This is a genomic window from Actinacidiphila polyblastidii (assembly GCF_036353415.1).
GTDB classification, from domain to species: Bacteria; Actinomycetota; Actinomycetes; order Streptomycetales; family Streptomycetaceae; genus Actinacidiphila; species Actinacidiphila polyblastidii.
The window spans coordinates 46,586-69,287 of the sequence record NZ_JAZEWV010000028.1; the positions used below are offsets into that span (position 1 = coordinate 46,586).

The following is a 22,702-nucleotide window of genomic DNA, read 5'->3' on the forward strand; positions in this document are numbered from 1 at the left end:
TCACCCTATCCGGGCGATGAGCACGCAGGCGTCGTCCTCGCGGTCCGGCACGCCGAACTCCTCCGCGACCATCCGCAGACAGTCCTGGGCGGATCGCGCACCGGCGAACAGCGGTGCCATCGCGAGCAGTTGGCGCTCGGCGACCTCCGGGTCTGCGGCATCGGCCGAACGGCGCGGGATCAGGCCGTCGGTGTGCAGCACCAGCAGGTCTCCGGCCGCGAGCTGTTCGGTCGCCTGGGCGTACTGCGCGCCGGAGGTCGCGCCGAGCAGCACGCCGTCCGGGCGGTCCAGCACGCGCCCCGTCCCTTCGCGGAACAGCAGGGGGGCGGGGTGCCCGGCCTGCGACCAGTGCAGCAGGCGGGTGCGCGGGTCGTACCGGCAGCACAGCGCGCTGCCCAGGGCGGGCTGCGGCGAGGTGTCCAGCAGTTCGTTCAGCCAGCGCATCAGCGGTCCGGGCTGCAGGCCCGCCACCGCCATCCCGCGCAGCGCGCCCAGCAGCATCGCCATGCCCGACGTGGCGGCCACGCCGTGCCCGGTGAGGTCGCCCACGGTCAGTAAGGAGGCGCCGTCCGGCAGTTGCATCGCGTCGTACCAGTCGCCGCCGATCAGCGCGCTGGTCGAGGAGGGCAGGTAGTGCGCCGCCAGGTCCATGGTGATCGGGCCGCCGTCCTGCGGGAACCGCAGCGTGCCGCGCCACGGGGGCAGCACGGCCTCCTGCAGCTCGACCGCCAGCCGCCGTTCTGTCCGTGCGATCTGCCGCTGGCGCTCCAGCGAGTCGCGGGTCTCGCGCAGGGTGCGCTGGCTGCGGCGCAGATCGCTCACGTCGCGCACGACCGCCCACATCGAGACGGTGCCGCCGTCGGGGCCGAGCACCGGCTCGCCGACCATGTGCACGGTGCGGACCGTGGTGTCCGCGCGCACGATACGGAACTCGCCGTCGATCGGCCGCCCGTCCACCAGGCAGCCGGTGACCAACTCGGTGAGCAGCTGCTGGTCCTCGGAGAACAGCCAGGACGGCAGCTCGTCGAGGGTCAGCGGGCCGTCCAGCGGGGAGCGGCCGAAGATCCGGTACAGCTCGTCGGACCACTGCACCTCGTCGGTGAGCAGGTCCCACTCGGCGCTCCCGGCCCGCCCGAGGGCGCCGATGGCGGCCGCGTCCGGCGGTTCGCTGCGGGCCGGCACGTCCACCGGCAGGTCCTCGACCGGGAGGTCCAGCTCGAAGCCGCTCTTGAGCTGGCCGAGATGGGTGCCCAGGTCGTCCAGCTGGTGCACGGCCAGGTCGCACAGCGCGCGCTGCCAGCGCTGCCGGGGGTCCTCGGCCGGGGTGCCGCCGTCGCGCAGGACGGCGTCGACGCGGGTCCTGAGCTGACGCGCCTGGGAGATCAGCGCGTCCACGGCACCGGGATCCGGTGGCTGAGCTGCGGGGTGACCCGCGTGCGTGGGGGACGGCATGACGCACTCCGAACAGGTCTGCTGGCAGGCGCCGGAGCGGCCGCGGCGGACGGGAAGGACCGGTAACGACTGTTGCACAGTGAGCGATGGGCCGTAAGGGTTTCTGCGATACCCGATCCGGTGGTGCTCTTGGCATATGCCGCACGACCGTCGAAAACGCGCCGCTCCCGCCGTCTTTCGGCCTCCCACCTGGCCGATCACTTGTACGGGCACCGAGTGGCCCGGCCGTCGCACGGTAAGCGGTTGCGGCCGCCTGTTGTGGGGATCTGCCAACAGCCGGCGGGTAGGGCGCCGACCCCTCCCGTACCGCCCGGAAGCGACATCCCGCCCACGGGCCGGTAGGCTTCCGCCGCCCGTCCCCACGGATCCGTCCCACTCCCCGCCAGGCATGGATTGTCCGGCGGCCGGTAAGGATGCCGGGCACCGGCAGCGGAAATCCCGTTGCCATGGAATCCCCCGCACCGGATGCTGACCTCATGTTCGACCCAGACATAGCGCCCAGCGGCACCCTTCTCGGCCTCCTCCAGCGAGGACGTGGAGACGGGCCCCTGCATGCCCTGGCGGCGCCGCGGGCGGAGGCCCTCGCCGCCCTGGAGCACTGCGTGCTGCGCGACCCCCGCCTCGACTGGCGGGTCGAGTCGCGCTCCCTCTACTACGCGCGCCTCTACTCCGATCTGGAAGGCCCGCTCGACGGGATCGAACAGCACCTGTTCCACCCGGACGACCTCGTCGCGCCCGACGAGCACCGCTGCGGCCTCGCCCTGTCCGTCCTCGGGCACCTGGCGGGATACGGCCGCCGCGACGCCCTGCACCTGCTGCGCCGCTACGCCGCGACCGGCGGCTGCTGGGAATGGGCGCTGGACGAGCTCGCGGTGCGCGACGACGAGAACGGGCTGCGCTCGCTCGGCCCCGACATCGTCGCCCGCTTCCCCGCCACCGCCGAGGGCGACGCCGACCTCGCCCGCGCGGTCCGCGAGGCGTACGAACCGCGGCCCTGGCAGCTGTGGGCCGAGGACCCCGCGCGGCCCGCCACCGCCGAACGCGTCCGCAAGGCCGCCGAGCGCGTCTCCTTCGACCGCTGGCAGCGCCAGCTGCGCTCCGCGGGGCCCACCCCCGGCTGGAGCGTCGCCGCCGTGCTCGACTGGGCCCAGCAGGGCCTGGGCGGCTACCCCGCGGTCGAACGCGACCAGGCCGCCGCCCGCTGCCTCGGCGCGGTGGCCGGCCCCGAGGACCGGCCCGCGCTGCTCGACGCGGCGCTGCACGGCCCGTCGGCGGCCCGCGCCGCCGCCCTGCGCCACCTCACCGACCGCCGCGACCCCCAGCGGCTCGACCTCATCGAGGCCGCCGCGGCAGACGGCGACGAGCGGGTCCTGCGCGCCGCCGTCGAGTCCCTCGAACGGCTGCGCGACGAGGAGACGCTCGACCGCGCCCGCGAGTGGGCCGCCCGCACCGATCCGCTCGGCTCCGCGGCCGCCCGCGTGCTCGCCCGCCGCGGCGGACCCGGCGACGGCGACCTGGTACTGGCCGCCCTGCGCAGGACCGTGCAGACCGGCGGCGCCGACGCCGATGGGCTCGACGCGCTCATCGAAGGGGTCGGCCGGCTGGCCGACGGGCACGTGGCCTGCGGCGCCGCCGGCTCCGGGGCGCACACCGCCTGCCGCGCCGCCCCGGTGCTGCGCCACGTCTACCGCGAGACCTCCTCCTCCCAGCTGCGCGGCACCGCGGCCCGCGCGCTCGCCGCCTCCGACCCCGGCTTCGGCTCGGGCTTCGCCGTCGAGTGCCTCTGGGACTGCGAGGAGTCCACCCGCGAACTCGCCGCCCACCGGGCCGCCTCCGGCGATGTCCGCGTCCTCACCCAGCTGCGCCGCCTCGCCGCCGACCCCGCCGAGGAGGCCGAGGTGCAGACCGCCGTCCGCGGCCGCCTCAGCTCCGGAGACACCGCCGCCCGCTGATCACTCGCGCCGGGCGGCGCGTTCTCCGCGCCCTGCGAGGGCGAGCCTTGGCGCTCGGACCTGGGCCCGTTGTGGCCGCCGGCCGGCGCGATGCCCCTGCCGGGGCGGGGCTCGGCGCTTCGGGCGCGGGCCGGTCTTTTGGGGGCGCGGGGAACTGCGCGACAGGCTGCGGTGCGGCGCGCGGTGGGCCACCGGCCCCGGGGGGCAGTTGTCGTCGTCGCGGGCCGCAGGCCGGCGCGATGCCCCTGCCGGGGCGGGGCTCGGCGCTTCGGGCGCGGGCCGGTCTTTTGGGGGGCGCGGGGAACTGCGCGACAGGCTGCGGTGCGGCGCGCGGTGGGCCACCGGCCCCCGGGGGGCAGTCGCCGTCGTCGCGGGCCGCAGGCCAGTGGTGGGCTGACCGCGCCCCATCGGGGCGCAGCGCGCGCAAACGCTCATAGGGCGTTCCCCTTCGGGAAAGATCCACGTGGCCCTGACAACTCCCGGGGCGGCGACAACGACCGTATGAGAGTCGCCATCGTCACCGAGTCCTTCCCCCCGGACGTCAACGGAGTGGCCCACTGCGCGCTGCGCACGGCCGAACACCTCGCCCGGCGCGGGCACGCCCCCCTCGTCGTCGCCCCCGCGGGCCCGCACATGCCGGATGCCGCCGCCGACCCCTGTCCGGTCGTCCGCGTCCCCTCGCTGCCGCTGCCCGGCTACCCGCAGGTGCGGGTCGCGCTGCCCGGCCGCCGCACCGCGGCCGCGATCAGCGCGCACCGGGCGGACCTGGTCCACCTGGCGAGCCCGTTCGTCCTGGGCGTGCGCGGCCTCGCCGCGGCCACCCGGCTGGGCATCCCCGCCGTCGCCGTCTACCAGACCGACCTGGCCGGGTACGCCAGGACGTATCTCAACGCCGGTGAGGCCGCCGCCTGGCGGCGCATCCGCGCGGTGCACACCGCCGCCGCCCGCACCCTCGCCCCCTCCAGCGCCTCGGTGGCCGCTCTCACCGGGCAGGGCGTGCCCCGGGTCCACCTGTGGCAGCGCGGCGTCGACCCGGTGCGCTTCCACCCGGCGCACCGCGACGACGCGCTGCGCCGCGAACTCGCCCCGCGCGGCGAGCTGATCGTCGGCTACGTGGGCCGGCTCGCCGCGGAGAAGCAGGTCGAGCTGCTCGCCGAGACCTGCACGCTGCCCGGCGTGCGGGTGGTCGTGGTCGGCGACGGGCCGAGCGCTCCCGCGCTGCGCGGCGCGCTGCCCGGCGCGGTCTTCCTCGGCCGCAGGACCGGCGACGACCTCGCAAGGATCTACGCCTCGCTCGACGTCTTCTGCCACACCGGGCCGTTCGAGACGTTCTGCCAGACCGTCCAGGAGGCCATGGCGAGCGGCGTGCCGGTCGTCGCACCCGCGGTGGGCGGCCCGCTCGACCTCGTCGCGCACGGTCGCACCGGCCTGCTGGTGCCGCCCGGCGACGCCCTCTCGGTGCGCACCGCGATCCAACTGCTGCACGTCGAACCACGGTTGCGGATGCGCTACGGGGCGGAGGCGCGCGCCGAAGTGGCCAACCGCACCTGGGAGGCGGTCGGCGACCAACTGCTCGACCACTACGCCGAGGTCCTCGGCGAGCGCACGGCGGCCGCCGCATGACCGCGCACCCGCCGTACGCCCGCTCGGCCCGCGCGCCCCAACAGGGCCTGCGCATCGTGCGCGTGGCCAACTTCGTCACGCCCGTCTCCGGCGGCCTGCGCACCGCGCTGCGCCACCTCGGCGAGGGCTACGCGGCCGCCGGGCACGAACCGGTGCTGGTCGTCCCCGGACCCGCGGCGAGCGACGAACTCACCGCGCAGGGACGGGTGATCACCCTCCCCGGACCCGAGATCCCCGGCACCGGCGGCTACCGGGTGCTGGCCCGCCGCGCCCCGGTGGAGGCCGCGCTCGCGGCCCTCGCGCCCGACCGGCTGGAAGTCTCCGACCGCACCACCCTGCGGTGGACGGGGGAGTGGGCGAGGCGCCACCGGGTGCCCGCGGTGATGGTCTCGCACGAGAGCGCCGACGGTGTCCTCGGCGCGTGGGGCGTGCCGCGGGGACCCGCCCGCCGCACCGCCGACGCCCTCAACCGCCGTACCGCGCTGGCCTACACGAAGGTCGTGTGCACCACGGCGTGGGCGGCGGCGGAGTTCGACAGGATCGGTGCGCGCAATGTCGTGCACGCACCGCTCGGCGTCGACCTCGACGCCTGGCACCCCGCCCACCGCGACCCCGAGGTGCGCCGCCGGCACGCGGGCGGCGCCGCCGTCCTGCTGGTGCTCTGCTCTCGGCTGTCCCCGGAGAAGCAGCCGGGCACCGCGCTGGACGTGCTCGCCCGGCTGCGGCGCGGCGGCGTCGACGCGGCGCTCGTCGTGGCGGGCGACGGCCCGCTGCGCGCCCGGCTCGCCGAACGGGCCGCGGCCGCCCGACTGCCGGTCACCTTCCTCGGCCACGTCGGCTCCCGCACCGACCTGGCCGCACTCCTCGCCGCAGCCGACGTCGCGCTCGCACCGGGGCCGGTGGAGACCTTCGGCCTGGCCGCCCTGGAGGCCCTGGCCTGCGGCACGCCCGCCGTGGTGAGCGCCCGCTCCGCGCTGCCCGCCCTGGTCGGCGAGGCCGGCGCGGCGGCCGACACCCCGGCCCAGTACGCGGCGGCCGTACGGGGGTTGCTGGCCGAGCCGGAGGCGCGGCGGCGCGCGCGGGCCCGCGCCAGGGCCGAGCAGTACACCTGGCCGGCCGCCGTGCACGCCTTCCTGGCCGCCCACGGGGCCGCGGCGCCCGCCCTCACGCCCGCCAGGGCGCCGTCGTGAACGAGCCCGGCGCCGCGCCCGCCGGGCTGCGCTTCGCCGTGCTCGGCGACTCGCTCAGCGAAGGCGTCGGCGACCCGCTGCCCGGCGGCGGCTGGCGCGGCTGGGCGGCGCTGCTCGGCGCCACCCTCGGCGACGACGTCCTGATCGTGAACGCGGCGTGGAGCGGGGCGCGTTCGGCCGACGTGGCCGGGCCGCAGCTGGCCGTCGCGCTGCGCCACCGGCCGCACCTGGCGTCCGTCCTGGTGGGCGGCAACGACACGCTCCGCGGCGGATTCGACATCGCCGCGGTCGCAGCGGAACTGCACGCCGCCATGGGCGCGTTGCGGACCGCAGGCGCCGAACTGCTCACCGCGTGCCTGCCCGACCCCGGCGCCGTGCTCGGCCTGCCCTGGCCGCTCGCCCGGCCGCTGGGGCGCCGGATGCGGGCGCTCAACGACGTCGGGCACGCGCTGTCCGCACACCACGGCGCGCTGCACGTCCACGTCGCGCAGCACGCCTGGACGGCCGACCCGGGCACGCTCAGCGCGGACCGGCTGCATCCGAGCGAGACCGGACACCGGCTGCTGGCACGGGACTTCCACGCCGCACTGAGCGCGGCGGGACTCGCCCGGGGTCCGGCGCCGCGCCTCACACCGGACGGGCGGCCGCCCGGCCGCGCCTCGTCCGTGTGGTGGATGGCCACCCGCGGCACCCGCTGGATCGCCGAGCGCTGCACCGACCTGCTGCCGGATCTGCTGCGGCTGGCGGCGGAGGAGTACCGGGCCGCTGCGCGCGGCGCCACCCCGCTGCTCGACCACGCCGCGGCCGAAGCGGCCGCCGCGGCGCTGGCCGCCCTCGGCCTCACCCCCGCCGGCGCCCCCCTCCCGGCCCCGTCGGCCGCCCCCGCCCCCGACCGGCCCGCCGGTCCAGCGGCGTTCGAGCCCGCCGCACCGGCAGCAGCGCCGCCCCCGCCTGCACGGGATGCTCCCGTGCGGCCCGCACCCGGCCGGCCCGCTGGCCCGGCGGTGTTCGAGGCCGCGGCAGCGGCGGGGCCTGTGCCCGCACCGGGTGCTGCCGTGCGGCCCGCGCCCGGCCGGCCCGCTGGCCCGGCGGTGTTCGAGGCCGCGGCAGCGGCGCCCGTGCCGGGCCCGTCCGCCGCGCCCGCACCCGGCCGGTCCGCCGGTCGGGCGGTCAGCGCGGTAGTAACTCCTGCACCCGGCGGGCCCGCTGGCCCGGCGGTGTTCGAGGCCGCGGCAGCGGCGGCGCCTGTGCCCGCACCGGGTGCTGCCGTGCGGCCCGCGCCCGGCCGGCCCGCTGGTCCGGCGGTGTGCGCCCCCGCGGCGCCGGTGCCGGGCGCGTCCGCCGCGCCCGCACCCGGCGGGTCCGCCGGTCGGGCGGTCAGCGCGGTAGTAACTCCTGCACCCGGCCGTTCCGCCGGTCCGGCGGTGTTCGAGCCCTCGGCAGCGGCGCCGGTGCCGGGCGCGTCCGCCGCGCCCGCACCCGGCGGGTCCGCCGGTCGGGCGGTCAGCGCGGTAGCAGCTCCTGCACCCGGCGGTGTTCGAAGCTGCGGCAGCGGCGGCGCCCGCGCCCGTACGCCCCGCTCCCGCCGCGTCAGCGGCAACGGCAACGGCAACGGCAACGGTTCAGCTCACGCGGGAGGCGCGCAGCGGGACGAAGCGGATTCTGGTGCCCGGGGGTGACTGGGCCGCCGCGGGCAGCGACGCCTCGGGCACCACGCCGATGACCGGGTAGCCGCCGGTGGTCGGATGGTCGGCGAGGAAGACCACGGGGCGGCCGTCCGGCGGCACCTGGACGGCGCCCAGCACCATGCCCTCGCTGGGGAGTTCGGCGTCGTGTACCCGGGTGAGCGCGGGCCCGAGGGTGCGCAGCCCGATCCGGTTGGAAGCCGGCGACACGGTCCAGTACGCGGTGCGCAGCAGCGTCAGCGCGCCCGCGGTGAACCAGTCGTCGCGCGGCCCCGGCGTGAGCGGCAGCACCAGTTCGCCCCCCGGCCGCGGACCGGCGGCGCCGTACGGCTGCGGGTCGGCCGCGGCGCTCGGCCCGATGGGCGCGCCGACCGGCAGGTCGGACCCGTCGGCGACCGGCGGCGGGCCGAGCCCGGAGAGCAGGTCCGTCGACCTGCTGCCCAGCACCGGGGCCACCGCGACGCCGCCGGCCACCGCCAGGTAGCTGCGCAGGCCCCGTGCGGCCGCGCCCACCTCCAGTACGGACCCCTGCGGCACCCGTACCGGCGCACCCCACGCCACCGGGCGCCCGTCCACCCGCACCGCGCAGGCGGCTCCCGTCACCGCCGCCACGACCGGGCGCGAGGCGCGCACCGCGCACCCCGTCACCGTCGTCTCCAGACCGGCCGCGTGCGGTGGATTGCCGACCAGCCGGTTCGCCAGCGCCAGCGCGGGCGCGTCGAGCGCCCCCGAGCGCGGCACGCCGAGATGCGCGTGACCTGGCCTGCCCCGGTCCTGCACGGTGGTCAGCAGGCCCGCCCGCAGCACGTGCAGCACCGCCGCGACGGTCCCGGTACGGCCGTTCGCCGCGGTCACCGCCGGCCACCCCCGAACGGCCGCCCGGCACACCGGCGTCGAGCCCGCGGGGCGGTCATGTCGCCACCGTGAAGCGGACATCGGCGCCGGGTACGAGCAGCGCCGCGGGTTCGCGCGCCGGGTCCCACAGCAGCGCGTCGGTGGTGGCGACGAGCTGCCAACCGCCGGGCGAGGCACGCGGATAGACGCCCGCGTAGGGCCCGGCGAGACCCACCGAGCCGGCCGGCACGGCGGTGCGCGGGGTGGCCCGGCGCGGCACGTGCAGCCGCTCGGGCAGCCCGGTCAAGTAGCCGAAGCCCGGGGCGAATCCGCAGAAGGCGACCCGGAAGGGCGTCGCCGTGACCACGTCCGCGACCTGCGCGGGCGGCATCCCCCACCGCTCCGCCACCTCCGCCAGATCGGGACCGTCGAAGCGCACCGGCAGCTCCACCGCCTCCCCGCGGCCGGGTTCCACCGGCGGCACCTCCCACCGGGCCAGCGCCGCGGCGAAAGCCCGCGGATCGGCCAGCCCGGTGACCAGCACGGTACGGGCGGCCGGCACGATCTCGGTGACCTGCGGCAAGGAGCCCTCGCCGCGTCGGCGCACCAACTCGGCGTGCAGCGCGGCCGCCGCGGCGCCGTCCGCCGTCTCGACCAGCACCCCGGAAGCGCCCGCAGGCAGCACCCGCACCCTCATCCGCACGCACCCCTCATCGGCCAGCACCTTTCATCCGCCGGGCCGACCTCACGTGAACGCCTCGACCCGCAGGCCCGCGCCCTCCAGTGCCGCCCGCACCCGGCCGGCCAGCAACGCCGCCCCTGGCGTGTCCCCGTGCACGCACAGCGACCGCGCGCCGACCTCGACGGTCTGGCCGGTCAGCGCCGTCACCCGGCCGTCCCCGGCCAGCCGCACCGACCGCGCCACCACCTCGTCGCCGTCCTCCACCACCGCACCCGGCTCCCGGCGCGGCACCAGCGTGCCCGCGGCGGTGTACGCGCGGTCGGCGAACGCCTCCGGCACCGTGGGCAGCCCGGCGCGGGCCGCCGCGGCCAGCAACTCCGAGCCCGGCAGGCCCAGTACCGGCAGCGGACCGGCCAGCCGCACGCCGGCCACCACCGCCGCGGCCTGCTCCTCGTCGCGCACCGCCCGGTTGTACAGCGCGCCGTGCGGCTTCACGTACGACACGCGCGAGCCCGCCGCGCGCGCGAACACCTCCAGCGCCCCGATCTGGTAGGCGACTTCGGCCGCCAGCTCGTCCGGCGGCACGTCCATCGCGCGCCGCCCGAAGCCGGCCAGGTCGCGGTAGGACACCTGGGCGCCGATCCGCACCCCCCGCTCGGCCGCCAGCGCGCACACCCGCCGCATGGTCGCCGGGTCGCCGGCGTGGAAGCCGCAGGCGACGTTCGCACTCGTCACCGCGGACAGCAGCGCCTCGTCGTCGGTGAGCCGCCAGCGCCCGAAGCCCTCGCCGAGGTCGGCGTTGAGATCGATGACCGTGTCCGCCATGATGATCCGCCCGGAGTCGACACCGCGGCGGTCCGCCGCACCCGTACGCATGATCATGGCATCCCGTGCGCGCTCGCGGGGAGCGTCCGCCCCGTGGCGGTCCGTGCCGTTTCGTTCGTTGTCGGCGCCACCGCCTAATGTGTGGGGCGTGACCACCACCGTCCCGTACGCGCCGTACTCCCTGCCGGGCGCCGTGCGCCCCGCGCCGGAGCCCGCGGCCGACGAGGGCCTGGCCCGCAGGCTGAAGGCGCTCGCCTGCACCGCGCCGCTGCACGACCTCGACGCCCGCAAGGCGAACCTCGCCGGCGCGTACTCGGTGTACGCGATGGCCGAGGTGGCGCTCGCCGCGATCGACCTGGTGACGCTCACGATGGACTTCGACACCGGCGCGGACCACGACCAGATAGTGGCCAGGCTGCTGCCGCGGGTCGCCGCCCAGGCGCCGTCGCGCGCGCACGGCGAGCACGAGCGCGTCGCCCGCTGGGTGCTGGAGAACCTGATCAACGTCGGCAGCGCCGACCGCGGCTTCCGCGCGGTCTACGGCACCTTCGGCGCCGACGGCGAGTACGTCAGGCGGGACTACGACTTCAAGCTCATCGAGGAGGTGCCGGGCCCCGGCGGCGGGGTGTACCTGCGCACCACCGACGAGGCCGTCAACGTCCTGGTGGGCGCGCTCGACACGGACGTCACGAGCGCGCAGATCGCCGCCGAGGTCAAGCTGGAGGTGCTCATCAGCCGCGGCCGGCTGGCCGACGCCCAGCTCGCCGCCGAGCAGGCCCGCTACCGCACTGTGCAGTACGCGGAGGTCCTGCGCCGCACCCTGGAGGCCACCCGGCGCAACGTGCGGGCGGTCGACTGGCTGCAGCAGGTGCCCGACATGATCGCCGAGGCCCTCGACCACGTCGCCGACCGCTACCGCCACGAGAACGCGATCCTCACCAACATCCGCAAGGCGCGCGACGAGGCGGAGGAGCCGGAGCACAAGCGGCGCGCCGCCGAGCTGGTGGACATCGTCAAGGACTGCATCCGCCGGCACACCCAGCTGCAGTCGCGGCTGCTGGAGGCCGGGCCGCTGTTCCGCGCCGAGCAGGACCGCCAGGCGTTCGCCGCGCCGCCGGCCCGCGCCGGACTCGACCTGTACGGGCAGCTCGTGGCGCCGGTGCTGCCGCTCCCGGTCGAGCAGGCGTCGCGGGTCACCGACGCTTTCTTCGCCCGCGGCGCCGGGCTGCGCACGCCCGGCGCGGTGCGCGTCACCGACCTGGTCGAGCTGCTGCTCACGCCGCCCGTCGAACGCGAGCACCTGGGCGCGGAGATGCCCGAGCCCGACCTGGTGGCGACGCCCGACGACTCGCGGTTCTCCGAGGAGCAGCTGGAGTCCGCGCTGGAACTCCTCGACCTGCCGCACGACGCCCCCCGCCGGCTGTCCGGCGTCCTCGCCGACGCCCGCCGCCGCGACCCCGACCTGCCCTATCTGGTGGCGTTGCTGGCCGTCCACGCGGCGTCCCCGCCGGTCGGCACCGCCCACCGCCAGGGCGAGCCGCACCTGCTGTTCGCCGTCGACGACGGCACCGCACTCGACGACCCCGACTTCGGCGGCGCCGACCTGATCCTCGGCACCGCCCGGCTGACCCCCGCGACCGCCTCATGACGCCGCACCTCCCTGCCCCGGCACGACCTGCCCCGGCACGACCAGCCCCGGTGCGGGCGGGCGCGGCAGGACCCGGCGCGTCACGGCCCGGCCCGGTGCGGCCCGGCCCGGTGCGGGCAGGAGCGGACCCGATCGTACGGCACGCGGTCGTACGGGACCCGTCAGGCGGCCGGCCGGCGGGCCGGCGTTCGGCAGGAGGAAAGCGGGGGTGCGAGGAATGAGCGATGTGAACGAGTACCGGGAGCAGCCGGTGGACACCGCCGACGGACGGGAGCCGGCCGGCGCGGCGGTCGCGCCGCAGGTCACCGCCGCCGACGTGGCGGACGCCGCACGGCTGGTCGCGCTGGGCCTGCAGCCGAAACTGCTGCCCGCGCGCGACGCGGAGTACGCCGAGCTGATCCGCAGACACCGCGAGGACTCCGCGTTCGCCCGCCTCGCCGACGCCGTCGCGGCCGGCCTCGGCCTGATCGTGCTGGAGGTCTCCCCGCGCGCGGGGATGGCCGTCGCCGCGGCGGAGGACTCGGTGTTCGCCGTCCGCATGGGCGACTACGCGCGCCGCGCCGCCTCCGACGCGGGCGACCGGTTCCTGCACGGCCTGGCCCACCTGGCCACCGCCGCCCTCGCTTTCCCGCGTCCTGAGGACCTCGCCGACGAGGGCTACATCGGCCGGGTCACCGTGCACGGGGTGGACGCCTTCGTCCGTCAGGCGTGCCGCCGGCTGGAGGAGCGCGCCGACGAGACGGGCGAGAACACCGACCCGGCCAGCGACGCCCCGGGGCTGGAGGCGGCCTGGCGGGTCTACACCCGGCGCAGCGCCACCGGAGCGACCAAGGACGCCCGCCGGCTGGCCAGTTCGACCACCGGCATCATCGGCAAGGCGGTCGCCTTCCTGGTCGACTCCGGCTTCCTCCAGCGCACCGGCGACGACAACGGGGGCACCTACCGCACCACCGCCCGCTACCAGCTGCAGGTCCGCGACATGGCAGGCAGCGCCGCGATGGCCGAACTGCTCGACCTCGGGGTGGTACCGGTCGGCGACGGCACCGCGACGCTCGTCCCGGCGGCGGACGGCGAGGCCGCCGGCGATCTCGCGGCGGACGCGGGACTGCCCTTCCACACGTCCTCGTGACCGCCGACCATGAGCCGCCGACCATGAGCCGCCGACCATGAGCCGCCGACCATGACCTACCGCCCGTGACCCGCACAGCGCCCCGGCGCCCGCACCGCCGACGCCCGACCCTCCCGGCACGAGAGCCAGAAAGCACGAGAGCCGCCGCATGTACGAGCTTTCCCGAGTCCGCCTGTACTCCATCGGGCCCGCGGGCGCGCGCTACGCCGACACCGTGCTCGACCTGCGCGGCGTCGGCGAGCCTGTGCCGCAACCCGCGCCCGCCCAGGGCGACTTCTTCCAGGACGAGCCCAGCGGGCCGCCGCGCAGGCCGGCCCCCGCCGGGGTGCTGTTCCTGGAGAACGGCGGCGGCAAGTCCGTGCTGCTCAAGCTGATCTTCTCGGTGATGCTGCCGGGACACCGCAACACCCTCGGCGGCGCCAGCTCCGGCGTGCTGCGCAAGTTCCTGCTGGCCGACGACTGCGGCCATGTCGCCCTGGAGTGGCAGCACACCCTGACCGGCGAACTCGTCGTCGTCGGCAAGGTCAGCGAGTGGCGCGGCCGCCAGGTCTCCTCGGACCCGCGGAAGTTCGCCGAGGCGTGGTACTCCTTCCGGCCCGGCCCCGGCATGAGCCTCGACTCGCTGCCGGTGGCCGAGGCGAGCGTGGTGCGGCCGCCCGCCGAAGGCGCGTCCGGCGCGCGCGGGCGACGCCGCACCATGAAGGGCTTCAGGGACGCGGTCACCGAGGCCGGGAAGGCGTACCCGCATCTCGACGTGGTCTGGGAGGAGATCCACGACCGCTGGAACGAGCACCTCGGCGACCTCGGCCTCGACCCCGAACTCTTCCGCTACCAGCGTGAGATGAACGCCGACGAGGGCGAGGCCGCCGGCCTGTTCGCGGTGAAGAAGGACTCCGACTTCACCGACCTGCTGCTGCGCGCGGTCACCGACACGCGCGACACCGACGGCCTCGCCGACCTCGTGCACGGCTTCGCGGGCAAGCTGGGCCGCCGCTCAGAACTCACCGCGGAACGCGACTTCACCGCCGGCTCCCTCGACCTGCTCGCCCGGATCGTCGAGGGCGCCGCCGCCCGGGACCAGGCGCGCGGCGTGCACGCCCAGTCGGAGCGCAGGACCCGCGCGCTGGCCCGCAGGCTGACCGCGCGCGGCCGGCAGGAACGCGGCCGCGCCACCGAACTCGCCCAGCACATGGCCACCGCCGCGCACGCGGTCACCGACGCCGAGCGGACCCGCGCGGGCAGCGCCGCCGTCGCCGCCGAACTCGCCTACCGGCACGCCTCGCTGGCGCTCGCCGCCGCAGACAAGGGCGCGGCGGCGCTCCGCCGCGAACTCGTCGACGCCCGCACCCTGCACGCCGCGTGGCAGGCCGCCGAGACCGTCCTGCGCCACCGGGCCGCAGGGGACCGGCTGGTGCGCGTCACCTCCGCCATCCGCGAGGCCGAACGCGACGCCGCCCCTGCGCTGGCCGCCCGTACCCTCGCCGCCGGCGACCTGGTGCGCGCCCTGCACGCCGCGGCGGCCCGCGCGGAGCTGCGGGCCGACGAGGAGGAGGAGCGCTCGGCGCAGCTCCAGGCCCGCTCGGAGACCGCCCACCGCGACGCCACCGAGGCGGCCACCGCCGCCGGGCGGGCCCGCAGCGAGAGCGGCCACCTCGCGCAGCGGCTCGCCGAGGTCGAGCAGGAGACCGCCCAGGCGGTGCAGGCCGGCTGGCTGGACGACTCCGCGCCCGACGCCGACCCGGCGCGCGCGGCGCTGGCCGCCTCCGACGCGGAGAAGGCGGCGGAGGCCGCGGCCCGCGACGCCGCGCGGACCGCGGCCGCCGCGGCCGCCCGCGCGAAGGACACGGCGGCCGCCGAGAGCCGCGCGGAGCTGGCCGCGGCCCGCGCCGCCGACGCCCTCGGCACCGCGCAGGCCGCCCACACCGCGGCCCTGACCGCCGCGGCCGCGCTGGCCGCCGACCCCCGGCTCGCCGCGCTCCTCAGCCTGCCCGCCGCCCCCGGCCCCCGCACCCCGTCGGTGCCCGCCGCCCGCTCGGGCGCCGACCCCGCGCCCGGCCTCGCTACCGCTGACCCGGTGGCTCAGCCGGACCGTGCAGCCCCGGCGGACGACCCCGCGGACCGCGCCGACACCCCGCCTGCCGCGGCCGAACTCGACACCCTCGCCGAGCCGCTGCGCGACCTGCTGGAGGACTCCGTCGCCGCCGCCGAGCGGCAGCTCTTCGAGCTGCGCACGGCCGCCGCGGACGACGCCCGCATCCTCGGCGCGCTCGGCGACGGCGGACTGCTGCCGCCCGGCCCCGACGTGCTGGCCACCGTGGAGCTGCTCGGCGAGCACGGCATCCCCGCGCTGCCCGGCTGGCGCTACCTCGCGCAGGCCGTCGACCCGGTGGACCACGCCGTGGTGCTGGCCGCCCGACCCGAACTGGTCGACGGCGTCGTGGTGACGGAACCGGGCTCGTACGCACGCGCCAAGGAGGTGCTGGGGCAGGCCGCCCTGCTGCCCCGCTCCACCGTCGCGGTGGGCACCGCCGCCGCGCTGCTCGCCCCGCCATCCGCCGCGGATACCGCCCAGGACGTCTACCTCGTGCCCCCGAACCCGGCCATGCACGACGAGATGGCCGCCGACGGCGAACGCCGCGAGCGGCGCGCCCGCGCCACCGCGCGCGACGAGGAGATCCGCACGCTGGCCGCCCGCCTCACGGACGACAGGACGCTCGCCGCGCGCCTCGCCTCCTGGCGGGCCGGCTGCCCGCAGGGGCGGCTGGCCGAGCTGGCCGCCGAGACCGCGGCCGCGCGGGAGACCGCGGACCGCACCGGCGCCGACCTCGCCGCGGCCCGCGCGGACCGCGCCGACGCGGAGGCCGCCGCCGGCCAGGCAGCGGCCGACTTCGACGGGCGCCGCGACGCCGCCGAGCAGGCCGGGCGGCGCGCCGACGCGCTGGCCGGCCTCGCGCACCGGCTGCGCGAGCGGTCCGGCTGGCAGCGCACCATCCGGGAGCTGGCCGCCGACGCCGCGGAGGCCGAGGCGCGCGCCGAGAGCTGCCTGGCGCAGGCCCGCGCGGCCGACGAGGACCGGCGGGCCGCGCAGCGCGCCTCCGACGACGCCCGCCGCACCGCGCACGTGCTGCGCGCCGAGCGGGCCGAGATCGCCGGCGCCCCCGAGATCGCCGACAGCGCCGAGCAGGCGGCCGGCGCGGCGGACGCACCGCCCGCCGCCGTGTCGCTGCCCGCGCTGCGCGAGGCGTACCGCGCGGCCTCCCAGCTGTACGAGCAGGTGGGCGTCGGCGCCGATCTGCGCGCCGAGCAGGCCCGCGCGGAGAGCACCGAGAACGCCGCGCTCGCCGAGCTGGAACGCCTCACCAACAAGGTCCGCAGCCGGGCCGCCCAGCTGCTCGACGGCCCGGACGGCGCCGACGGCCCGTCCCGGCAGGCGGCCGCCTCCCGCGCGGAACGCCTCGTGCAGACCCTGGAGTCCCGGCAGTCCGCGGCGAGCGAGCAGCTGGGCCGGCTGCGCGGCGAGGCCGAGCGGCTCGCCCCCGCCGACGGCGGCGCCCACACCGAGCTGGCCGAGGAGCTCAGGCCCCGCGACGCCGAGCACGCCCAGCAGCTGCTGCGCGCCGCCACCTCCGAACTCTCCGCCCGCACCGACGCGCTCGACCAGGCTGGGGCAGCCCACGAGGACGTCGTACGGGACCACGGCGCGGCGCAGGACGCGGCGGCCGGCTTCGACGAGATCGCCGCGATGCTCCGCGACCTGCTGCGCGAGGGCCCGCACACCGGGGCCGACGAGGAGGAGCCGGAGCCCTATCCGGGGCGCCCGGAGGAGGCCAGGCAGGCCGCCGCCGAGGCCCGCCGCGGCCTGCGCGGCTGCGCCGCCGACCTGTCCGCCGCCGACACCGCGCTGCGCGAGGCGTGCGACGTGCTGGTCCGGCACGCCAACGCGGTCCGCTACGAGCAGGTCCGCACCCCGGCCCGCCAGCAGATCCGCGAGCTGCCAGCCGCCGCGCTGCCGGACCACGCGGCGTCCTGGGCCGCCGCGTTCGCCCCCCGGCTGCGCGTGCTGACCGACGAACTGGGCCAGTTGGAGCGCAACCGGGACAGTATCGTCGACCGGCTGCGCGGGCTGGTGGAGTCCTCGCTGGCCACGCTGCGCTCGGCGCAGCGGCTGTCCCGGCTGCCGGAGGGGCTGGGGGAGTGGTCGGGCCAGGAGTTCCTGAGGGTCCGCTTCGAGGACCCGGACCAGGCGGTGCTGACCGAGCGGCTCGGCGAGGTCATCGACGAGGCGACCCGCGCCGCCGTCCGCAAGAACTCCGACCTGCGCCGCGACGGCATGACGCTGCTGCTGCGCTCGGTGGGCGCCGCCCTGGAGCCGCGCGGAATCTCGGTGGAGATCCTCAAGCCGGACGCCGTGCTGCGCGCCGAACGCGTCCCGGTCGGGCAGATGGGCGACGTGTTCTCCGGCGGCCAGCTGCTCACCGCCGCCATCGCCCTCTACTGCACGATGGCCGCGCTGCGCAGCAACGACCGCGGCCGCGACCGGCAGCGCCACGCCGGCACGCTGTTCCTCGACAACCCCATCGGCCGCGCGAACGCCACCTATCTGCTGGAGCTCCAGCGGGCCGTCGCCGACGCCCTGGGCGTCCAGCTGATCTACACCACCGGTCTGTTCGACACGACCGCACTCGCCGAGTTCCCGCTGGTGGTACGCCTGCGCAACGACGCGGACCTGCGCGCCGGGCTCAAGTACATCAGCGTGGAGGAGCACCTGCGGCCGGGGCTTCCGGTGCCGGACCCGCACGGCGAGCCGATCCACGGCGAGATCACCGCGACCCGGATGTTCCGCCGCCCGGCCGACCCGGGGGCGTCCGCGCCCGCCGCCCCGCCCGCAGGGCAGGCCCGGGGCGTCCGGCCGGACGCCGGGGCCCGGGCCCGCTAGTCGGACGGCGCCGGCCGGGCGCGCGGCGTCAGGCCGGCACGCCGGGCCGGCGCGTCACGCGCCGTGTGCGCGCGGTATGTGGTGGTGGGTGCGGCGGCTGCCGCCCCCGGACTCCCGCGTGACAGGCCGGCCGGCCCGCCGCGCTCTGCGCCGCTCCCTGCGCAGCGCGCGCGCCGCGCTGCTGGGGCTGGACACCACGCCGTTGCGCTGGTTCCACACCTGGCGGGTCACCCACACGTCGAGCACCGACCAGCTGGCGACCACGCTGGTCAGTACCGTGAACAGCAGCATCGGGGCGGACAGCCAGGTATGGCCGGCCGCGAAAATCACCGCCATCATCGCCTCGATCAACGCCAACGACACGATCAGCACAGCCCGCACCGCTGCGGCCCTGACCGGATCGGGCAGCCGCGGCCTGTCGGCCGTCTCCGTCTCCCACACCGATTGCCTCTCGAACTCCATGAAAGGTGCCTGCCCCGGATTTTCCGGATGCACTCCATCGGTACGATTCCGGCCAGACCGTGCCAACCCTCCGGACTGGCTTTCGAGTTACCGCAAAGGCAGTAGTAGGCTCGCGCCGTTTGAATGCGACCGAGACCCCCGACGCGGGGGAGACGTTGGGGAGGCCATGCGCTTTCGCGGTACGACGATCCGCCGGAAGATCGTGGCGCTGCTGCTGATCCCACTGGTGTCACTGACCGCCATCTGGGCTTTCGCCGCCACGCTCACCGCCCGCGCCGTATGGGGGCGGCCGGACATCCAGCGTGTCGCCGAGAACGTCGCGTTCCCGCTCGGCGGGGCGATCAGCAGCCTCCAGCAGGAGCGCCGGGTGGGCATGGTGTACATCGCCAACACCCGGGACTCGCAGGCGCGGATCGCCTTCGACAAGCAGGAACACGCCACCGACGCCTCGGTGGCCAAGCTCCGCACCACCATCTCGGCCTCGGGCATCCGCGGCGACCTGGACGCCCGCGCCCAGGAGCGGCTCGACATCTTCCTGAACACCGTGGAGGGCCTGGCGCCGCTGCGGCAGCGGATCGAGAACGAGCGGATCAGCCGCAACGACACCTACGAGGGGTACGACGCGCTGGTCGACCCGGCCTTCGACCTGGCCTCGGAGCTCAGCCCGCTCAGCGACGGCGACCTGGACAGCCAGCGCCGCGCGGTGATCGGCGTCGAGCGGGCCCGCGAGCAGCTCAGCCGGCAGGACGCCCTGATGGCCGCGGCGATCAGCACCGGCCACATGAGCGCCGCGGAACTGACCTCCTTCACCTTCTCCGTCGCCAACGAGCGCAACTACTACGACACCGACCTGAAGACCCTCGACGCGCAGGGGCGCGCCCCCTACGACGTGTACTGGCAGGGCAACGAGGGCAAGGCGCTGCGCAGCGCCCAGGACGCGGTGATCGCGGCGGGCATCACCAACGCGCCCGTGGTCGCCGCCCACCTGGCCTGGCCGACGCTCGCGGCAACGGTCTTCGACGACCTCAACCGGCTGAACACCGACTCCTTCACGCGCTTCACCAAGGCGTCGGAGCCGCTGTCCACGGCGCTGATGGTCGAGGTCGCGATGATCGGCGGCCTCGGCCTGATCGCGGTGATCGCCTCGCTGATCGTGTCGGTGCGGATCGGCCGCAGCCTGATCCGCGACCTGACGGGACTGCGCCGCGAGGCACAGGAGGTCTCCGGCACCCGGCTGCCGCGCGTGATGCGCCGGCTCGCCGCGGGCGAGCAGGTCGACGTGGAGACCGAGGTGCCGCGGCTGCAGTACGCGGACGACGAGGTCGGCCAGGTCGGCAAGGCGCTCAACACGCTGCAGCGCGCCGCGGTCGAGGCGGCCGTCCGCCAGTCCGACATGCGCAAGGGCGTCTCCGAGGTCTTCGTCAACCTCGCCCGCCGCAGCCAGGTGCTGCTGCACCGCCAACTGACGCTGCTGGACGCGATGGAGCGGCGCACCGAGCACTCCGAAGAGCTCGCCGACCTGTTCCGCCTCGACCACATGACCACGCGCATGCGGCGGCACGCCGAGGGCCTGGTCATCCTCTCCGGGGCCGCGCCCTCCCGGCAGTGGCGCAAGCCGGTGCAGCTGATGGACGTGGTGCGCGCCGCCGTCGCGGAGGTCGAGGACTACGAGCGGATCGAGGTGCGCCGGCTGCCGCGGCTCGCGGTCACCGGCGCTGCGGTCGCCGACCTCACCCACCTGCTCGCCGAACTCATCGAGAACGCGGCCGTGTTCAGCCCGCCGCACACCCAGGTGCGGCTGCACGGCGAGTCCGTCGCCAACGGCTTCGTGCTGGAGATCGACGACCGCGGCCTCGGCCTGACCCCCGACGCGCTGCTGGAGGCGAACCTGCGGCTCGCCGAGACGCCCGAGTTCGAGCTGTCCGACACCGACCGGCTCGGCCTGTTCGTGGTCAGCCGGCTCGCCCAGCGGCACGGCGTGCGGGTCTCGCTCCGGCAGTCCCCGTACGGCGGCACGACCGCGGTCGTGCTGATCCCGGCGGCGCTGCTGACGGAGGCCGGCGAGGACACCGGGTCCACCCGCATCAGCGGGGCGGCGGAACCGCGGATGCCGGCGGCCGCCCCGGGCGACTCCGAGCACACCTTCCGCCAGTGGGGCATGGACGGGATCGGCGGCGAGTCGCAGAAGGAGCACGCGGCGCACCCCGACGAGCCGTCGCTGGCGCCCGAGACGGAGCCCGAACTCGACGAGCCGGTGCCGCTGCCGCGCCGTCGCCGCACCGCGCCGGTGCTGGTCTCCGACCGCGGCCGGCCGGTCGGCGGCCGCCCCTCCGGCGGGTCGGCGCCCGCGTCGCGGGACGCCGAGCCCGCCGAGCGGCCCGCGCCGCCGGCCGCCGCCACGCAGTCCGCGACGGGAGGCGCCGTGCTGCCCCGCCGGGTCCGGCAGGCCAACCTCGCACCGCAGCTGAGGGAGGCCGCTGACACCTCGGCGGCGCGCCCGAAGGAGCAGGGCAGGGAGCGGTCGGCCGACGAGGTGCGCGACCGGATGGCCGCACTCCAGCGCGGCTGGCAGCGCGGCCGGGAGAGCGCCGAGCCCGAGGCCGCGGCCGGCGCCGCACCCGGCGCCACCGAGGAACCATCGACAGCAGCACCGCGAACGACACCTGAGGGGAACGGTCGATGACCGCAGCATCGAGTCCGACACGCGAGCTGAGCTGGCTCCTTGACGATCTGGTCAGCCGCGTGGCCAGCATCCGCAAGGCGCTGGTGCTCTCCGGCGACGGACTGGCGATCGGTGCGTCCGACGGGCTGACCCGTGAGGACTCCGAGCATCTCGCCGCGGTCGCCTCCGGGTTCCACAGCCTGGCCAAGGGCGTCGGCCGGCACTTCGAGGCGGGAGCGGTCCGGCAGACCATGGTCGAGCTCGACGACGCCTTCCTGTTCGTGACGGCCGCCGGCGACGGCAGCTGCCTGGCGGTGCTCGCCGAAGCGGATTCCGACGTGGGACAGGTCGCGTACGAGATGGCTCTCCTCGTCAAGCGGGTAGGAGCACATCTGGGCTCCGCGCCGCGGCAGGACGGCGGCACGGCGCTCAGTGGCTGACCACCGGTGAGCGACTGACGGGTTGACGGGGTGACGGGGAAATGACTTCAGACGCGGACCGCTGGTACGACGACGCGGCAGGCCCGGTGGTACGGCCCTACGCCATGACGCGGGGCCGCACCAGCCATGCCGCCGAGGCCAGGATCGACCTGATCGCCCTGGTGGTCACCGAGGCCGAGGCCGGTGAGAGCGGGGCCCTGGACGACCACACCCTGTCCCCCGAGCACCTCGACATCGTGGAGCGCTGCCAGTTCCAGGCGACCTCGGTGGCCGAACTCGCCGCGGACCTCGACCTCCCGGTCGGCGTGGTGCGCGTCCTGGTCGGCGACCTCCTGGAGGCCGAGCACGTGCACATCCACCAGCCGGTGCCGCCCGCGGAGCTGCCGGACGAGAGCATTCTGCGCGAAGTGATCAACGGGCTGCGCGCGCTGTGAGCGCGGCCCGGTACGGCGACCCGCACTGATCACTCCCGGCGGCACGCCCGCGCGCCGGGAGGGCTAGGCTCTGCGGCAGACCACAGCAGTACCCAAGTCCCCATGCCCGCAGGGAAGTAGAGAGAAGACCATGGCCATGGCGCGTTCCGAACGCCGTAGCAAGCCGTCCGCCGCGGAGCCGGTGGCGCTCAAGCTGCTGGTGGCGGGCGGCTTCGGGGCCGGCAAGACCACGCTGGTGGGCGCGGTCAGCGAGATCCGGCCGCTGCGCACCGAGGAGTCGCTGAGCGAACTCGGCCGCCCCGTCGACCACATCGACGGTGTGGAGTCCAAGCGCACCACCACCGTCGCGATGGACTTCGGGCGGATCACGCTCAACGACAACCTCGTGCTGTACCTGTTCGGGACACCGGGCCAGGACCGGTTCTGGTTCCTGTGGGACGAACTCGCCCAGGGCGCGCTGGGCGCGGTGGTGCTCGCCGACACCCGCAGGCTCGCCGACTGCTTCGCCGCGATCGACTACTTCGAGCGGCGCGGCATCCCCTTCGCCGTCGCGGTCAACTGCTTCGACGGCGCCGAGGTGCACGACCCGGACAACATCCGCGAGGCGCTCGACCTCGACGGCGGGGTGCCGGTGGTGCTGTGCGACGCGCGGGAGCGCGACTCGGCGAAGACCGTGCTGATCACGGTCGTCGAGCACGCCGCGCAGGTGGCGGCGGAGCGCAGGGCCCCGGCCGCCACCTGACGGTGC

Annotated in this window: 16 protein-coding genes; 11 read left to right on the plus strand and 5 right to left on the minus strand. The window is 76.5% G+C overall.

What is annotated here, in order from left to right:
• The gene (locus tag V2S66_RS25850; RefSeq protein ID WP_330798944.1) at positions 1–1,452 is read right to left on the minus strand and encodes a PP2C family protein-serine/threonine phosphatase; all 1,452 of its coding nucleotides are present in this window, start codon (positions 1,450–1,452) and stop codon (positions 1–3) included.
• Between the two features lie 476 nt (positions 1,453–1,928).
• Between V2S66_RS25850 and V2S66_RS25855 the strand changes: the two genes are divergently transcribed.
• From V2S66_RS25855 to V2S66_RS25870, 4 genes are all read left to right on the plus strand, one after another.
• Positions 1,929–3,404, plus strand: a complete 1,476-nt coding sequence (locus V2S66_RS25855; protein WP_330798946.1) for a HEAT repeat domain-containing protein — start codon at positions 1,929–1,931, stop codon at positions 3,402–3,404.
• Between the two features lie 501 nt (positions 3,405–3,905).
• On the plus strand, positions 3,906–5,027 hold the full coding sequence (locus tag V2S66_RS25860) for a glycosyltransferase family 4 protein (protein WP_330798948.1): 1,122 nt from the start codon (positions 3,906–3,908) through the stop codon (positions 5,025–5,027).
• Positions 5,024–6,217 carry a glycosyltransferase gene (locus V2S66_RS25865; RefSeq protein ID WP_330798950.1) on the plus strand — a complete coding sequence of 398 codons (1,194 nt, stop codon included), beginning with the start codon at positions 5,024–5,026 and terminating at the stop codon, positions 6,215–6,217. The genes V2S66_RS25860 and V2S66_RS25865 overlap by 4 nt, the downstream gene beginning before the upstream one ends.
• Positions 6,214–7,896: an SGNH/GDSL hydrolase family protein gene (locus tag V2S66_RS25870; protein ID WP_330798952.1), complete on the plus strand. Its 1,683-nt coding sequence runs from the start codon at positions 6,214–6,216 to the stop codon at positions 7,894–7,896. The genes V2S66_RS25865 and V2S66_RS25870 overlap by 4 nt, the downstream gene beginning before the upstream one ends.
• Here V2S66_RS25870 and V2S66_RS25875 read toward each other — a convergent pair.
• From V2S66_RS25875 to V2S66_RS25885, 3 genes are read right to left on the minus strand one after another with little or no spacing between them, the layout of a single operon-like run.
• A complete protein-coding gene (locus tag V2S66_RS25875) occupies positions 7,840–8,757 on the minus strand; it encodes a 5-oxoprolinase subunit C family protein (protein WP_330798953.1) in 918 nt (305 codons plus the stop codon). The two genes, V2S66_RS25870 and V2S66_RS25875, sit on opposite strands and share 57 nt — an antisense overlap.
• A 55-nt stretch (positions 8,758–8,812) precedes the next feature.
• The gene (locus V2S66_RS25880) at positions 8,813–9,433 is read right to left on the minus strand and encodes a 5-oxoprolinase subunit B family protein (RefSeq protein WP_330799007.1); all 621 of its coding nucleotides are present in this window, start codon (positions 9,431–9,433) and stop codon (positions 8,813–8,815) included.
• Positions 9,434–9,481: 48 nt separating this feature from the next.
• Complete coding sequence (locus V2S66_RS25885; protein ID WP_330799009.1) at positions 9,482–10,243, minus strand: LamB/YcsF family protein; 762 nt, start codon at positions 10,241–10,243, stop codon at positions 9,482–9,484.
• A 148-nt stretch (positions 10,244–10,391) separates the two neighbouring features.
• Here V2S66_RS25885 and V2S66_RS25890 point away from each other — a divergent pair, with 148 nt between their 5' ends.
• The 3 genes from V2S66_RS25890 (at position 10,392) to V2S66_RS25900 (ending at position 17,956) form a co-directional block, all read left to right on the plus strand.
• Entirely contained in the window at positions 10,392–11,891 is a 1,500-nt protein-coding gene (locus V2S66_RS25890; protein ID WP_330798955.1) for a hypothetical protein, read from the plus strand.
• Between the two features lie 217 nt (positions 11,892–12,108).
• A complete protein-coding gene (locus V2S66_RS25895; RefSeq protein ID WP_330798956.1) occupies positions 12,109–13,020 on the plus strand; it encodes a hypothetical protein in 912 nt (303 codons plus the stop codon).
• A 148-nt stretch (positions 13,021–13,168) separates the two neighbouring features.
• On the plus strand, positions 13,169–17,956 hold the full coding sequence (locus tag V2S66_RS25900) for a hypothetical protein (protein ID WP_330798959.1): 4,788 nt from the start codon (positions 13,169–13,171) through the stop codon (positions 17,954–17,956).
• A gap of 54 nt (positions 17,957–18,010) precedes the next feature.
• Here the strand turns inward: V2S66_RS25900 and V2S66_RS25905 are convergent, their stop codons facing one another.
• A complete protein-coding gene (locus V2S66_RS25905; RefSeq protein WP_330798960.1) occupies positions 18,011–18,418 on the minus strand; it encodes a hypothetical protein in 408 nt (135 codons plus the stop codon).
• Between the two features lie 166 nt (positions 18,419–18,584).
• Between V2S66_RS25905 and V2S66_RS25910 the strand changes: the two genes are divergently transcribed.
• The 4 genes from V2S66_RS25910 to V2S66_RS25925 all read left to right on the plus strand — a co-directional run bounded on the left by V2S66_RS25910 (position 18,585) and on the right by V2S66_RS25925 (position 22,696).
• Complete coding sequence (locus V2S66_RS25910; protein ID WP_330798962.1) at positions 18,585–21,101, plus strand: sensor histidine kinase; 2,517 nt, start codon at positions 18,585–18,587, stop codon at positions 21,099–21,101.
• The gene (locus tag V2S66_RS25915) at positions 21,098–21,520 is read left to right on the plus strand and encodes a roadblock/LC7 domain-containing protein (protein WP_330798964.1); all 423 of its coding nucleotides are present in this window, start codon (positions 21,098–21,100) and stop codon (positions 21,518–21,520) included. Before V2S66_RS25910 ends, V2S66_RS25915 begins: the two co-directional genes overlap by 4 nt.
• Positions 21,521–21,561: 41 nt before the next feature.
• Complete coding sequence (locus V2S66_RS25920; protein ID WP_330798966.1) at positions 21,562–21,954, plus strand: DUF742 domain-containing protein; 393 nt, start codon at positions 21,562–21,564, stop codon at positions 21,952–21,954.
• A 130-nt stretch (positions 21,955–22,084) separates the two neighbouring features.
• Positions 22,085–22,696: a GTP-binding protein gene (locus V2S66_RS25925; RefSeq protein WP_330798967.1), complete on the plus strand. Its 612-nt coding sequence runs from the start codon at positions 22,085–22,087 to the stop codon at positions 22,694–22,696.
• Positions 22,697–22,702 lie beyond the last annotated feature (6 nt).

Bases quoted from the DNA above. Each gene is read 5' to 3' on its own strand.
- V2S66_RS25850 (WP_330798944.1), bottom strand. From the start codon at position 1,452: ATGCCGTCCCCCACGCACGCGGGTCACCCCGCAGCTCAGCCACCGGAT.
- V2S66_RS25855 (WP_330798946.1), top strand. From the start codon at position 1,929: ATGTTCGACCCAGACATAGCGCCCAGCGGCACCCTTCTCGGCCTCCTC.
- V2S66_RS25860 (WP_330798948.1), top strand. From the start codon at position 3,906: ATGAGAGTCGCCATCGTCACCGAGTCCTTCCCCCCGGACGTCAACGGA.
- V2S66_RS25865 (WP_330798950.1), top strand. From the start codon at position 5,024: ATGACCGCGCACCCGCCGTACGCCCGCTCGGCCCGCGCGCCCCAACAG.
- V2S66_RS25880 (WP_330799007.1), bottom strand. From the start codon at position 9,433: ATGAGGGTGCGGGTGCTGCCTGCGGGCGCTTCCGGGGTGCTGGTCGAG.
- V2S66_RS25885 (WP_330799009.1), bottom strand. From the start codon at position 10,243: ATGGCGGACACGGTCATCGATCTCAACGCCGACCTCGGCGAGGGCTTC.
- V2S66_RS25895 (WP_330798956.1), top strand. From the start codon at position 12,109: ATGAGCGATGTGAACGAGTACCGGGAGCAGCCGGTGGACACCGCCGAC.
- V2S66_RS25900 (WP_330798959.1), top strand. From the start codon at position 13,169: ATGTACGAGCTTTCCCGAGTCCGCCTGTACTCCATCGGGCCCGCGGGC.
- V2S66_RS25905 (WP_330798960.1), bottom strand. From the start codon at position 18,418: ATGGAGTTCGAGAGGCAATCGGTGTGGGAGACGGAGACGGCCGACAGG.
- V2S66_RS25910 (WP_330798962.1), top strand. From the start codon at position 18,585: ATGCGCTTTCGCGGTACGACGATCCGCCGGAAGATCGTGGCGCTGCTG.
- V2S66_RS25915 (WP_330798964.1), top strand. From the start codon at position 21,098: ATGACCGCAGCATCGAGTCCGACACGCGAGCTGAGCTGGCTCCTTGAC.
- V2S66_RS25920 (WP_330798966.1), top strand. From the start codon at position 21,562: ATGACTTCAGACGCGGACCGCTGGTACGACGACGCGGCAGGCCCGGTG.
- V2S66_RS25925 (WP_330798967.1), top strand. From the start codon at position 22,085: ATGGCCATGGCGCGTTCCGAACGCCGTAGCAAGCCGTCCGCCGCGGAG.